General features: G+C 71.2%; 12 protein-coding genes and 1 pseudogene. 5 read left to right on the top strand and 8 right to left on the bottom strand.

What is annotated here, in order from left to right; all coding sequences use genetic code 11:
* Positions 1 to 154: 154 nt before the first annotated feature.
* Together C6A87_RS01130 and C6A87_RS01125 are read left to right on the top strand one after the other, a co-directional pair.
* Positions 155 to 1,084, top strand: a complete 930-nt coding sequence (locus tag C6A87_RS01130) for an AraC family transcriptional regulator (RefSeq protein WP_311115594.1) — start codon at positions 155 to 157, stop codon at positions 1,082 to 1,084.
* A 61-nt stretch (positions 1,085 to 1,145) separates the two neighbouring features.
* Positions 1,146 to 2,695, top strand: a pseudogene (locus C6A87_RS01125) (phospholipase D-like domain-containing protein).
* Here the strand turns inward: C6A87_RS01125 and C6A87_RS01120 are convergent.
* The 6 genes from C6A87_RS01120 to C6A87_RS01095 form a co-directional block, all read right to left on the bottom strand.
* Entirely contained in the window at positions 2,667 to 3,044 is a 378-nt protein-coding gene (locus C6A87_RS01120) for a hypothetical protein (RefSeq protein WP_311118141.1), read from the bottom strand. The pseudogene C6A87_RS01125 and the gene C6A87_RS01120 sit on opposite strands and share 29 nt — an antisense overlap.
* 47 nt (positions 3,045 to 3,091) lie before the next feature.
* The gene (locus tag C6A87_RS01115; RefSeq protein ID WP_311115593.1) at positions 3,092 to 4,345 is read right to left on the bottom strand and encodes a DUF58 domain-containing protein; all 1,254 of its coding nucleotides are present in this window, start codon (positions 4,343 to 4,345) and stop codon (positions 3,092 to 3,094) included.
* Positions 4,342 to 5,304 carry a MoxR family ATPase gene (locus C6A87_RS01110; protein WP_311115592.1) on the bottom strand — a complete coding sequence of 321 codons (963 nt, stop codon included), beginning with the start codon at positions 5,302 to 5,304 and terminating at the stop codon, positions 4,342 to 4,344. Before C6A87_RS01110 ends, C6A87_RS01115 begins: the two co-directional genes overlap by 4 nt.
* The gene (locus tag C6A87_RS01105) at positions 5,301 to 5,783 is read right to left on the bottom strand and encodes a hypothetical protein (protein ID WP_311115591.1); all 483 of its coding nucleotides are present in this window, start codon (positions 5,781 to 5,783) and stop codon (positions 5,301 to 5,303) included. Before C6A87_RS01105 ends, C6A87_RS01110 begins: the two co-directional genes overlap by 4 nt.
* Complete coding sequence (locus C6A87_RS01100; protein ID WP_311115590.1) at positions 5,780 to 6,742, bottom strand: DUF4129 domain-containing protein; 963 nt, start codon at positions 6,740 to 6,742, stop codon at positions 5,780 to 5,782. Before C6A87_RS01100 ends, C6A87_RS01105 begins: the two co-directional genes overlap by 4 nt.
* A gap of 91 nt (positions 6,743 to 6,833) precedes the next feature.
* On the bottom strand, positions 6,834 to 7,847 hold the full coding sequence (locus C6A87_RS01095) for a L,D-transpeptidase (protein ID WP_311115589.1): 1,014 nt from the start codon (positions 7,845 to 7,847) through the stop codon (positions 6,834 to 6,836).
* A gap of 280 nt (positions 7,848 to 8,127) precedes the next feature.
* On the opposite strand from C6A87_RS01095, the gene C6A87_RS01090 reads away from it, so the two are divergent.
* A complete protein-coding gene (locus tag C6A87_RS01090) occupies positions 8,128 to 8,427 on the top strand; it encodes a thiamine-binding protein (RefSeq protein ID WP_311115588.1) in 300 nt (99 codons plus the stop codon).
* Positions 8,428 to 8,526: 99 nt separating this feature from the next.
* Positions 8,527 to 9,921, top strand: a complete 1,395-nt coding sequence (locus C6A87_RS01085; RefSeq protein ID WP_311115587.1) for a 13E12 repeat family protein — start codon at positions 8,527 to 8,529, stop codon at positions 9,919 to 9,921.
* Here C6A87_RS01085 and C6A87_RS01080 read toward each other — a convergent pair.
* Positions 9,918 to 10,241, bottom strand: coding sequence for a metal-sensitive transcriptional regulator (locus C6A87_RS01080; protein ID WP_311115586.1), 324 nt, complete (start codon positions 10,239 to 10,241; stop codon positions 9,918 to 9,920). The two genes, C6A87_RS01085 and C6A87_RS01080, sit on opposite strands and share 4 nt — an antisense overlap.
* Entirely contained in the window at positions 10,238 to 10,870 is a 633-nt protein-coding gene (locus tag C6A87_RS01075) for a DUF305 domain-containing protein (RefSeq protein WP_311115585.1), read from the bottom strand. The genes C6A87_RS01080 and C6A87_RS01075 overlap by 4 nt, the downstream gene beginning before the upstream one ends.
* Positions 10,871 to 10,947: 77 nt before the next feature.
* Between C6A87_RS01075 and ilvD the strand changes: the two genes are divergently transcribed.
* The gene (ilvD, locus tag C6A87_RS01070; RefSeq protein WP_311115584.1) at positions 10,948 to 12,660 is read left to right on the top strand and encodes a dihydroxy-acid dehydratase; all 1,713 of its coding nucleotides are present in this window, start codon (positions 10,948 to 10,950) and stop codon (positions 12,658 to 12,660) included.
* Positions 12,661 to 12,705 lie beyond the last annotated feature (45 nt).

Here is a 12,705-nt window from a genome sequence, read left to right as displayed (position 1 = left end):
TTGTCCGGACGGGTTGCCCGTTGCGCCTGCCCGCAACCGGTCCGGCCCGGCGGCATACGTCACAACAGCAGGCCTCCCGGGGAGACGTGCCGGGGCTCCGGACGAATTCCCTGCGATCAGCCGTGATTCCTGTGCGATCGTCTACCCTTGCGGGATGGACGTGTTCGACGACCTCTGCCGCGGGGTGCGCGCACAGGGTTCGCTGTTCGGTGCGTCCACGTTGTCACCGCCGTGGTCGCTGGATTTCGTCGACGGGCCACCGCTGACGCTGTGCACCGTGCTCGACGGCGAGGGTTGGATCGTGCCGGAGCACGGCGAGGCCGAGCCGCTGCGCGCCCGCGACACCGTCGTGGTGAAAGGTCCCGCGACGTTCAGGTTCGTCGACACACCCGGCACCGCTGCCGAGCCGATCGCGTGCGGACAGTTCTGCGCCACCCCGGATCTCGGCGGCACTCGGCACCGGTTGGGCTGGAACGACGTCGCGCACGACCGGGCGGGGTCGACCACCCTGATCGTCGGCGCCTACCCGGTGCAGGGGGAGATCAACCGGCGCCTGCTGGACGCGCTGCCCACCGTGCTGCGGGTCGCCGGCGGCGGCACCGGCGACGCGGTTCTCGACCACCTGGCCGCCGAGGTCGCGCTCGACATCCCCGGCCAGCAGGTGGTGCTCGACCGGCTGCTGGACTGGATGCTGGTGTGCACGCTGCGCGAGTGGTTCGACCGTCCCGGCGGCGAACCGCCGGCCTGGTGGACCGCCCAGCGGGACCCGGTGGTGGGTGACGCGCTGCGGCTGCTGCACGCCGAGCCCGCGGCGCCGTGGACGGTCTCGCTGCTGGCCGACCGCACCGGGGTGTCGCGATCGACGCTGGCCAAACGGTTCACCGAACTGGTCGGCGAACCGCCGCTGACCTACCTCACCGGCTGGCGGATGACCCTCGCGGTGGACGTGCTGCGGGAGCGCAGGTCGGCGACCGTGGCCGAGGTCGCCCGCACGGTCGGCTACTCGGACCCGTTCGCGTTCAGCGCAGCGTTCAAGCGGGTGCGCGGCGTCAACCCCAGCGAGTTCCGGCGCACCGTCGCCTGACGGCGCCGTGCCCGACCGCATACGCTCGGGAGGTCCGGTTCCGCCGGCCGAAGGTGAGACGATGTCAGACCAGCTGCAGAGCCCGCCGGAGCGGGAGGCCGAGGACCGGCTTCTCATGCCGGGGTCGACGTGCACGCAGACCGCGCGGGCGAACCGCTTCACGCCCGTCGTGGACGGCGCCGACTATCTGGTCGCAGTCAAGGCCGCGATGCTGCGCGCCGAGCGCCGCATCATGCTCATCGGGTGGGATCTGGACTCGCGCACGGCCTTCGAGCCGCAAGAGGCGACGCTGTCCGGGCCCGATCACCTGGGGATGTTCCTGAACTGGCTGCTGTTGAGTCGCCGGGACCTGCACGTGTATCTACTCAAGTCCAACCTGCGGCTGCTGCCGGCGTTCGACGGGTTCTGGTTCGGCGTGGCCCCGGTGGCACTGATGAACCGAATCACCTCCAGCCGAATGCATTTCGCGGTCGACGGGGCTCGACCCACCGGCGCGGTGCACCACCAGAAGATCGTGGTGATCGACGACTCGATGGCGTTCTGCGGCGGCATCGACCTGACCGTCGGGCGGTGGGACACCCGCGCACACCTGCCCGACGATCCGGCCGGCGGACCGCGGGGCAGCCCTACGGTCCCCGCCACGAGGTCGCCGTTGCGGTGGACGGCCCGGCCGCGCGGGTGCTGGGCGAGCAGGCAAGGGACCGGTGGCGGGCCGCCACCGGGCGGTCGCTGCCGCCCGTCTCGCCGCGCGAACCGGTGTGGCCGCAGCGGTTGCGCCCGGCGCTGCGGAACGTCGAAGTCGGTGTGGCGCGCACGCTTCCGACGTTGCCCGGCCGCCCGGAGGTCCGCGAGGTCGAGGCGCTGGACTTCGCCGCGATCGCCGCCGCACGCGAGGTGATCTATCTGGAGAACCAGTACCTGGCCGCCCGCGGGCTGGCCGAAGCACTCGCGGCGCGGCTGCGCGAACCGGACGGCCCGGAGGTGGTGATCGTGCTGCCCCGCACCTCGGAGAGCCGGCTGGAGCAGCAGTCGATGGACAGCGCGCGGGAGCGGCTGCTGCACCTGCTGTGGGACGCCGACGAGCACGGCAGACTCGGTGTGTACTGGCCGGCGGTCAAGGGCGGCGAGTCCGTGTACGTGCACTCCAAGGTCATGGTGGTCGACGACCGGCTGCTGCGGATCGGCTCGTCGAACCTCAACAACCGGTCGCTGGGTTTCGACAGCGAGTGCGACGTCGCGCTGGAGGCCTCGCCTGACGGCCGCGACGACGTCCGGCGCCACATCGTCGACACCCGCGACGACCTGGTGGCCGAGCATCTCGGTGTGCCGCTGCCGGACTTCCAGCGAGAGGTGGTGCAGCGCGGCTCATTCCTGGCGGCCGTCGAGGCGTCCCGCAGCGCGGGCCGGTCGCTGCGCAAGTTCACCGCCTTCATGGTGGCCGCGGACGCGAGCCCGCTGGCCGAGAACGAACTGATGGATCCCGACCACGTGCCGACCTCGATCGCCCGCACCGCGTTCGAGGTGGCCACCGGCGCGCTGACCTGGCCGCTGACCCAGGCGACGCCCCGGCTGTGGTCGCTGCTCAGCGCTGTCGTACCGCAAAAGGACTGAGCGCCAACAGATATACCGCCAGCAGAGCCAGCGGCGCCGCCAGCGGCAGCCACGGCACCTGCACCGGAAGCAGCACGGCCACCGCGGCGGCGCCGGCGAATCCGACCGCGAAGAACACCGTCGGCAGGGTGGGCCGGGTGTGGCACAGCACGAGATACATCGCGGCCGCCAGCCCGGCGAGCACGGTGAACATCGGTGCCGGTTCCGCCAGTGCGACGGTCAGCACGGCCAGCAGCACCGCGGCGACGGCGACCTGCCGCACCCACGCCGAGACGGCCACCATCCCCAGCGCGGCACCGGCCGCCGGCAGCGCAAAGCCGTCGGCGCGCACGGCGGCGGCCGCGACCATCAGCACCCCGAAGGCCAGCAGCGACAACCGCTGCGCGACAGCGGCGGTCACCGACGGGACCGCCGCACGGGGGTCCTGCCGGCGCCGACGAGCGGCGCCATCGCCTGGTCCAGCGTCACCGCACCCGGCCAGCCCACGATGTCGACGCCGACGGTCGCCATGTCGCGGTACATGAACGAGCGCTGCATGGCCCACATGCGGTGCACCAGCGGATCGCGGTCCCCGTCGATCGGGCTGCCGTCGAGCACGTCGACGGCGACCACGGTGTGCCCGCGCTTGCGCAGATCGATCAGCGCCAGCGCGAATTCGGTGTCGAGGAGCGTGGAGAACGCGATCACGATCGCGCCCACCGGGACGGCCGGCCGGGGCGCCAGCGAGCCGGTGCCGGTCTGGAACGTGCCGGAGGATTCCGCGGCGCCCAGCACGGTGTCCAGGATGCGGTAGAACTGCCGCTGCCCGATGTCGGCGCCCAGCCACCGGGTGCGGCGGCTGCCGAGGGTGACCACCCCGGCCCGGTCGCCGTAGCGCAGCGCGCTCTGCACCACCTGCGCCGCCCCGCGGGCCGTGCGCTCGGTGGCCGCGGTCGCCGGGCCGGGGGGTTGCGGATAGGTGTCGACCAGCACCACCACGTCGGCAGCCCGGTCGGTCAGCCGTTCGGTGACGTGCAACGCGCCGCGGCGGGCGCTGACCGGCCAGTTGACGGTGCGCAACTGGTCGCCGGGGACGTAGGGCCGGATGTCGGCGAACTCCACACCCGGGCCGACATACCGGGTCAGGTGGGTGCCGAGCCGGTCGAGCAGGTCGGTGCGCGGGATCGGTGTGGCCTGTGGTGGCGCGACGGGGAACACGCACACCTGGCCGGCGTCGGCGGTGCCGGTGCCCTCGACCAGCCCGCCGCGGCCGGTCACCCGCACCGTGGCGGGCACCGGGTACCGGCCCCACCGGGCCGCCCGCACCGTCAGCTCCGCCGTGTCCGCCGCGGCGACGTAGTCGTCGATCGTCATACCGGCGGGCGCGAAGCAGCGCAGTGCCACCGCACTGCCGTCGTCCGCGGCCGCCGAGACACGCACACGCACCGGTTCGTCCTCGAAGCACCGCTGCAGGTCCGGCTCGGCGACCACCGACACCGACGGGACGTCACGCTGCCGGCCCAGCGAGCACAGCACGCCGAGCAGCGGTGCGGTGAACGCGGCGAGTTCCCACCGCCCCGTCACCAGCGCGGCGACCATCGCCACCGCCGCGCAGGTCGCCAACGAGCGGGCCAGAGGTGCCGGGCGCCAGCGTAATTCGACGACGGTCACCGGGCTCCCCGGGCGCGGGGCACCGGGGTGCGGCGCAGCAGGTCGTCCACCACGTCGGTGCCCTGGACCCGGCGCACCCACATCTCGGGGCGCAGGCTGATGCGGTGTGCCAGCGTGGGCACGGCCAGCGCCTTGACGTCCTCGGGGACGACGTAGTCGCGCCCGAGGAGCAGCGCACGGGCCCGGGCGAGCTGCACCAGGTCCAGCTCGGCGCGCGGGCTGGCGCCGACCGCCACCTGCGGATGCTGTCTACTGGCCGTCGCCAGGGAGACCACGTAGTGCAGCACGTCGTCGTGCACACCGACCTGTTCCACCGATTCCTGCATGGCCAGCAGGTCGTGTGCATCGACCACCTGTTGCACCGTCACCGGCGCCGACCCGCGGTCCAGCCGGCGGCGCAGCATCGTGGTCTCCTCCGCCTCGGACAGGTACTTCAGCTCCAGCCGGATCGCGAACCGGTCCAGCTGAGCCTCGGGCAGCGGATAGGTGCCCTCGTACTCGATCGGGTTGTCGGTGGCCAGCACCAGGAACGGCTCCGGCAGCCGGTGGGTCACCCCATCGATGCTCACCTGCCGCTCGGCCATCGCCTCCAGCAGTGCGGCCTGGGTCTTGGGCGGCGTCCGGTTGATCTCGTCACCCAGCAGCAGGTTGGTGAAGACCGGGCCGCGGCGGAATTCGAAACGGCCGGACTGCATGTCGTAGATCGTCGACCCCAGCAGGTCGGCGGGCAGCAGGTCTGGGGTGAACTGCACGCGGGTGAACTCCAGCCCGAGCGCGGCAGCGAAGGACTTGGCGATCAACGTCTTTCCCAGTCCGGGCAGGTCTTCGAGCAGCACGTGCCCGCGGGCCAGCACGGTGATCAGGATCAGGTTCAGCGCGGCGCGCTTGCCGACGACCGCGCGCCCGATCTCGTCGAGGACCGATCCGCAGCGGGCGGTGGTCAGCGCCGGTGTGCTCACAGCCGCTCCAGCCGCTGCAGGATCTCGCCGAGGGTGCGCCGGCCCGGTCCCGGTTCCGCACTGCCGGTCGCCGATACGTTCTCGGGGTCGACCCACGGCCACAGCTCGGCGCCGAACAGCATCTGTCCGCTCGCATGGAAGGCCCTCGGGTCCTTGGCTTTCCGGTGCCCGGCGGCGAGTTCGAACTGGCGGGCCAGCATCGGGCGCAGCCTGCGGTCCCAGTCGGCACGCGAGGATTCCGACCAGGAGATCAGCGTCTCGGTGCGCGACAGCCAGCGCTGCATCGCCGCGGCGGCAGGATCGTTCACCGCCTCGGCCGGGTCGTCCCCGCCGAGGCTCACGTGCGACCGCACCGCCAGCAGCACGCACGCCAGCGCAGCGCCGGTCACCGCGAGCACGAGTTCTCGTTCGAGCTGGGTGAGCGCGAACGTCTGCACGACCAGGATCAGGAACACCCCGGCGGCAACGATTTTCGTCATGTCGTGGCCTCCAGTTGACGTTGCACCTGTTGCAGCGCACGCACCGCGTCGGCGCGGTGGGCATCCGCCATCACGTGCGAGCTGAACCGGGCCTCCTCGAACAACTCGACGAGTTCGGTGGCGCTGTCGGGCGTCAGCGCGCGGCTCTCGATCGCGCGGGCCAGCACCTCGGTCGGGGTGTCGGATTCCCGCGGTGTGGTGCCGGGTGACTTCGCCAGCTCCCGTTCCATCGCGAGGTAGCAGGCGATGATCGCCTGCCGCCGGTCCCGGCGGGGATCGTCCATCTCCGCCAGCCCGAGTTCGGCCGCGCGGGCCAGATCGGGGGCCTCGGCCCCGGCGCGCATGTCCGCCGTGACGGGGCCGGGCGGCGCCGGGGTCTCGGGAGCGCGCCTTCTGGCAGCGAGCGTCGCCACGATCGCCAGCGCGAACAGTGCGATCGTCGTTCCGGCCAGCGCGGCGAACATCCCGCCACCGCCCTGCCCGGTCGGCGTCTCAGGCGGCGCCGGCGGCGGTGGCGCCGCTCCGGGATCGGTGGCGCCCGTGCCGGCGCCTGCCGGCGGATCGGGCTGCGGCGGATCCTCGATCGTCACCGGGGTTCCCCACCGCATCAGCAGCAGGATGAGCAGGGCCCAGGCCAACAGCGCCGCCGCGGCGATCAGCAGCGGGCGGCGCAACGGGAAGCCGGATTTCCGTGTCGGGCGCAGCCCCGACCCCCCGGACGGGCGGGCCGAACGCTGGGACGCCTGGGTGATGACCGCGAGCGCGATCACCACGATCGACACGGCAAGCAGCGCGGTCACCGCCACGAGGCTGCCCGTGCCCGCCGGTCGGGATTCGTCGGGTGGCGGGTCGCCGGCGCCGTCGGGCAGGTAGCCGCGCAGCGCGACGACGGTCAGCAGCGTGAGCGCGAGCACCACGGTCGTGCGCGCTGCCGTCCTGCGGTCCGCCTTGTCGGGCATGGCCCACCCCCGGGCTCCAGCACCGACGGCCGGGCCGCCGCCGGCCTGTGCTCATGGTGGCACGAGGCGTGGGCGGCGCGGGCCTAACCGGTCAGAACATCTGCCAATCCGACGCACCGTCGGGCTGGGTGTACATCGGGCCGTCGGTGTTCTTGATGACGACCGCGTCGCCGCTGCCGAAGTTGTCGTAGAACCACTTGGCGTCCTCGGGGGCGAGGTTGATGCAGCCGTGGCTGACGTTGCGCTCCCCCTGGTCACCGACCGACCAGGGCGCGCTGTGGACGAAGATGCCGCTGTTGTCGATGCGCACGGCGTCCTTGACCTTGAGCTTGTAGCCCTCGCCGGACGGATCGTCGACCGGGACGCCGTAGGTCGAGGAGTCCATCACGATGTCGGCGAACTTCTCCAGCACGTAGTAGGTGCCGTTCTTGGTTTCATAGCCGGTCTTGCCCATCGAGACCGGGAAGGTCTTCTCCAGGACACCGTTGCGATGGACCTCCATCTGCTTGGTGTCGTTGTCGATCGTCGCGGTCAGCTGTTCAGGGACGGTGAACGTGGACTTGGTGCCCGCCGCGTCGATGGAGACCTCGGTGCCGACCGGCCAGAAGTCCTGCGGCCGCCAGCGCAGCTGGGTGTCGCTGACCCAGTAGAACCGGCCGGGCACCGGCGGGTTCGACGAGATGTGGACCGCGTCCTGGGCCATCTGCCGGTTGGCGATGGGCCGCTGGAAGTTGATGTAGATCGGCTTGGCCGCGCCGACGATCGATCCGTTGACCGGGTTGAACGACGGTGGGATGAACGGCGGCTGGCCGACGAACGGGTTTGGGTTCTGCCCGGCCGGAGTGCCCTCCGGGATGGGCTTCGGGGTGCCCGGGATGACCGCCAGTGGATCGACCGGTGTGGTGGTGTCCGTGGCCGAGGTGGCGGGCGGTGTGACCGTGGCCGGCTGGTCCGGGAACCCGAACGAGTTCGCCGGTGGCGGCGGTGGCGGGACCGGTGCCGGGGCGGGCTGGGCCAGCGCCGATGGCGTACCGAGCGTCAGCCCCGCGGTCACGCCGACTGCCATGAACAGGGCGTAGACCCGGCTCCTGTTTCGCTGCCGCATGCATTACCTCCAGTCCAGCGACTCATCCCAGTGTGGCACAGCACCGGCATCGATCCCGCTGGCGAACGCATCCGCCGGACCCCGGCACCCTCGGCACAGAGGGTCTTGACCTGCTCTGATGATCGGTCTTTCCGGGCCGGGCGTTACGCGGCCGGCCCGATCGCCCCCTCCGTCACACCTATCCGCTCTTCTCAGCGAACGTGTGAGAACACCGCGACCAAGAGTGGATATCTGTGACCGCTGGGGCGTCGGGAACCACCCATCGCGGACACTGGAGCACATGATCGTGGCATTCAGCATCAGTCCCTCCGGCGGCGATGAGACCGGCGGGGTCAGCGTCGCTGTCGCCGAGGCGGTCCGGATCGTGCGCGCGTCGGGGCTGCCGAACGAGACCAACGCGATGTTCACCAACATCGAAGGCGAGTGGGACGAGGTGATGGCCGTGTTGAAGCAGGCCGTCGACGCGGTGGCCGCGGTGTCTCCGCGGGTCAGCCTGGTACTCAAGGCCGACATCCGCCCCGGCTTCACCGGACAGCTGACCGCGAAGGTGCAGCGCATCGCGGATGCCCTCGGCGACTGACCGGCGTCCGGCAAGGGCACGTTATCCCCAATCCGGATTTCATCCACAGGCTGCGCTTTTCCCGCCCGTTTTCGCACGTATGTTCGATACCGTCGTGGTGTGGGTGAATTCCTCTCAGGTGACGTGGCAAGGCAGCGATGGAGCGTGCTGCTCGACCGCGTCGAGGCCGCCTACCGCGAGATGAGCGAGCTGCCCAGCGATCAGGTCGGCATCGGCTACCGCATGCAGATGGCGCATCGGCTGGAGACGCAGCAGCGCCTCAACCGCGCCCTGATGTACCGGGTCTTCGGCCAGATCGCCGATCCGCCGGACGAGGCCGCCATGGTCCCCGCCGTCAAACAGCGTCTCTCCGCGCGGCTGCGCATTCCCATCCGGGAGGTCACCCGCCGGTTCGCGCTCGCGGCCAGGCTCCGCCCGCGCCGGCAACTGAGCGGCCCTCCGCTACCGCCCGAGCTGCCCGTCGTCACCGAGGCGCTGGTGTCCGGTGTGCTCGGCGAGGACCATCTGAAGAAGATCTCCGCGGTGCTCGACAAACTCCCGTCGTGCACCTCGACCGCCGACCGCGACGACGTCGAAGCCGCCCTGGTCCGCGAATCCGCCGCCCACGACGCCGACTTCGTCGCCGAACTGGGCCGCCGGATCGACGCGTTGTTCAACCCCGACGGCCACTACGACGAACACGACCGGGCCCGGCGCCGCGGGCTCACGCTGGGTCCGCAGGGCGCCGACGGCATGTCGAAGCTCAGCGGGCATGTCGACCCGGAGACGCGCGCCTACATCGAAGCCGCCGAGGCTGCCGTCCGGCCCGGGCGCCATCTACCCGACGGCCAACCCGACGGCGCTGCGGAACCGACCGCGGATGACCGCACCCCGGCACAGCGCTGCCACGACGGCATCAAGCTGGGCCTCAAAGCCGGTTTCGCCTCCGGCGCGCTGGGATCCCATCGCGGACATGCCGTCACGGTGATCGTGCGCACCACGCTCGCCGAGCTCGACCAGGCGGCCCACGCCGTCACCGACCCGGACGTCTCCATGCCCGCGCCGGCCCGCACCGGGGGCGGCACGGCGCTTCCCATGCGCGACCTGATCCGGATGGCCGCCGACGCCATCCACTACCTGGCCGTCTTCGACGACCACACCGGCCGGCCGCTCTACCTGGGACGCCAGACCCGGATCGCCACGGCCGATCAGCGAATCATCTGCTACTCCCGCGACGGCGGCTGCACGCGGCCGGACTGCACCGCACCCGGCTACCACTGCGAAGTCCACCACGCTCCCGGCTGGCACCCGGACGGCCGCACCGACGCCGACGCCCTGTACTTCGCGTGCGGACCGGACCACAAACTGCTCACCGACGGCCACTGGAAAGCCGCCGTCACCCCCGAAGGGCGACTTGCCTGGACCGACGGCACCACGCCACCGCGGGTCAACCGGGTCCACCATCCCGACGAACTCCTGCGCGGCGATCTCGACCCGCCGCGGGACCGGGTCTAGGAGCGGACGAGGCGGGCGATCGCGGCCGAGGCCTCGGCGAGCTTCGCGTCGGCCTCCTCGCCGCCCGCGGCGACCGCGTGGCTGACGCAGTGGCCGAGGTGTTCGTCGAGCAGGCCGAGCGCCACCGACTGCAGCGCGCTGTTGACGGCGCTGATCTGGGTCAGCACGTCGATGCAGTACTTGTCCTCGTCGATCATCTTCGCGATCCCGCGCACCTGGCCCTCGATGCGGCGCAGACGCTTGGCGTAGTTCTCCTTCTGCGCCGAGTAGCCGTGGGCGCCGGTATCGGCCGGGGTCGACTCGGGTGCGCTCTCGCTCACGGCATTCCCTCCAGAATCTGCGTCATCTTCGCGATCTGCGCCTGCTGGCCGGCGACGATCGTCCTGGCGATGGAGACGGCGTCGACGTTGACACCGTCGGCGATCTCCGCGTTCGCGATCTCGATCGCGCCGCGGTTCTGGCTGATCATCGACTGCAGCCACAGTCTGTCGAACTCCGGCCCGCTCAGCGACCCGAGCCGGGCGATGGTCGCGTCGTCGACCGTTCCGGGCAGGTCTTCGTCCGGCGCGCCGGAGTCGGCGTCGGCCCCGGTGCCGTTCTCGGGGTTCTCCTTCCACTGCACCAGGAACACGTTGAGGATGTTGAGCTCGGGCTGCGCGACGGCCACGATCTGCTCGGCCAGCCGGACCACTTCCGGGTTCGTCGAGCGCTCCGCCGCCGTCCTGGCCAGGTCGATGGCCTGGGCATGATGCGGCACCATGTCGGTGGCGAACGCGATGTCGGCCTCGTTGAAGCCGGCGGGCTCACCGGTGATCAGCGGCGCCTCGGGTTCGTCCGGGCCGCCCGCAGCCTCGCCGGCGGCATCCCGGCCGCCGCAGCCGGCCAGCAGCACCAGCGCGGCCGCCATCGCGGTCAGCACGGCGAGCACGCGCGCCGTCAACGTCGTCATGCGCCCAGGGTACTAGTACCCCACGGGGGTATCCTCAGTGGTTTGGCCGGGGGAAACGCCAGGCGCATAATCTCCGCATGCCCTCAGATCCCACGGATGCCGGTATCGACATCAAGCCCCGTAGTCGCGACGTCACCGACGGCCTGGAGAAGACCGCCGCCCGCGGCATGCTCCGGGCGGTCGGGATGGGCGACGAGGACTGGGGCAAACCGCAGATCGGTGTCGGCTCGTCGTGGAACGAGATCACCCCGTGCAACATGTCGCTGCAGCGGCTGGCGCAGGCGGTCAAGGGCGGCGTGCACGAGGCCGGCGGCTACCCGCTGGAGTTCGGCACCATCTCGGTCTCCGACGGCATCTCGATGGGCCACGAGGGCATGCACTTCTCGCTGGTCTCCCGCGAGGTGATCGCCGACAGCGTCGAGACGGTGATGCAGGCCGAGCGCATGGACGGGTCGGTGCTGCTGGCCGGCTGTGACAAGTCGATCCCCGGCATGCTGATGGCCGCCGCGCGCCTGAACCTGGCGAGCGTCTTCCTCTACAACGGCTCGATCATGCCGGGCACGGCCAAGCTCACCGACGGCACCGAGAAGGAAGTCACGATCATCGACGCCTTCGAGGCGGTCGGCGCCTGCGCGCGTGGGCTGATGTCGCGCGAGGACGTCGACATCATCGAGCGCGCGATCTGCCCCGGCGAAGGCGCCTGCGGCGGCATGTACACCGCCAACACGATGGCCTCAGCCGCCGAAGCGCTCGGAATGTCGTTGCCCGGCAGCGCATCCCCGGTCGCGATCGACAAGCGCCGCGACGAGTACGCGCGCCGGTCCGGTGAGGCGGTGGTGGAGATGCTGCGCCGCGGCATCACCGCCCGCGACATCCTGACCAAGGAGGCGTTCGAGAACGCGATCGCCGTGGTGATGGCGTTCGGCGGCTCCACCAACGCGGTGCTGCACCTGCTGGCCATCGCCTGGGAAGCCAACGTGAAGCTGGGCCTGGAGGACTTCACCCGCATCGGGCAGCGGGTGCCGCACCTGGCTGACGTGAAGCCGTTCGGCCGGCACGTGATGAAGCACGTCGACGAGATCGGCGGCGTGCCCGTCGTGATGAAGGCCCTGCTGGATGCCGGTCTGCTGCATGGGGATTGCCTCACCGTCACCGGCCTGACCATGGCCGAGAACCTGGCCCACATCGAGCCGCCGGACCCCGACGGCAAGGTCTTGCGCGCGATGAACAACCCGATCCACCCGACCGGCGGCATCACGATCCTGCACGGTTCGCTGGCCCCCGAAGGCGCGGTGGTGAAGTCCGCGGGCTTCGACTCCGACGTGTTCGAAGGCACCGCAAGGGTTTTCGAGCGTGAGCGGGCAGCGCTGGACGCCCTCGAAGACGGCACCATCACCCACGGCGACGTCGTGGTCATCCGCTACGAGGGCCCCAAGGGCGGGCCCGGCATGCGCGAGATGCTTGCGATCACCGGCGCCATCAAGGGCGCGGGCCTGGGCAAGGACGTACTGCTGATGACCGACGGACGCTTCTCCGGCGGCACCACCGGCCTGTGCGTCGGCCACATCGCGCCCGAGGCCGTCGACGGCGGACCGATCGCCTTCGTGCGCGACGGTGACCGGATCCGCCTCGACGTGGCGAAGGGCACCCTCGACATCCTGGTCGACGAGGACGAATTCGAGTCGCGCAAGGCAGGTTTCGAGCCGCTGCCGCCGCGCTACACCACCGGCGTACTGGCCAAGTACACCAAGCTGGTGGGCTCGGCGGCGGTCGGCGCGGTCTGCAGCTGACCCCGCGGGGCGCACCCCCGGCGGCGCGTGCCGGCAACGCCGGGG

The sequence above is a fragment of the Mycobacterium sp. ITM-2016-00317 genome, from assembly GCF_002968295.1.
Lineage (GTDB): Bacteria > Actinomycetota > Actinomycetes > Mycobacteriales > Mycobacteriaceae > Mycobacterium.
This window is presented reverse-complemented; position numbering and strand designations above follow the sequence as displayed.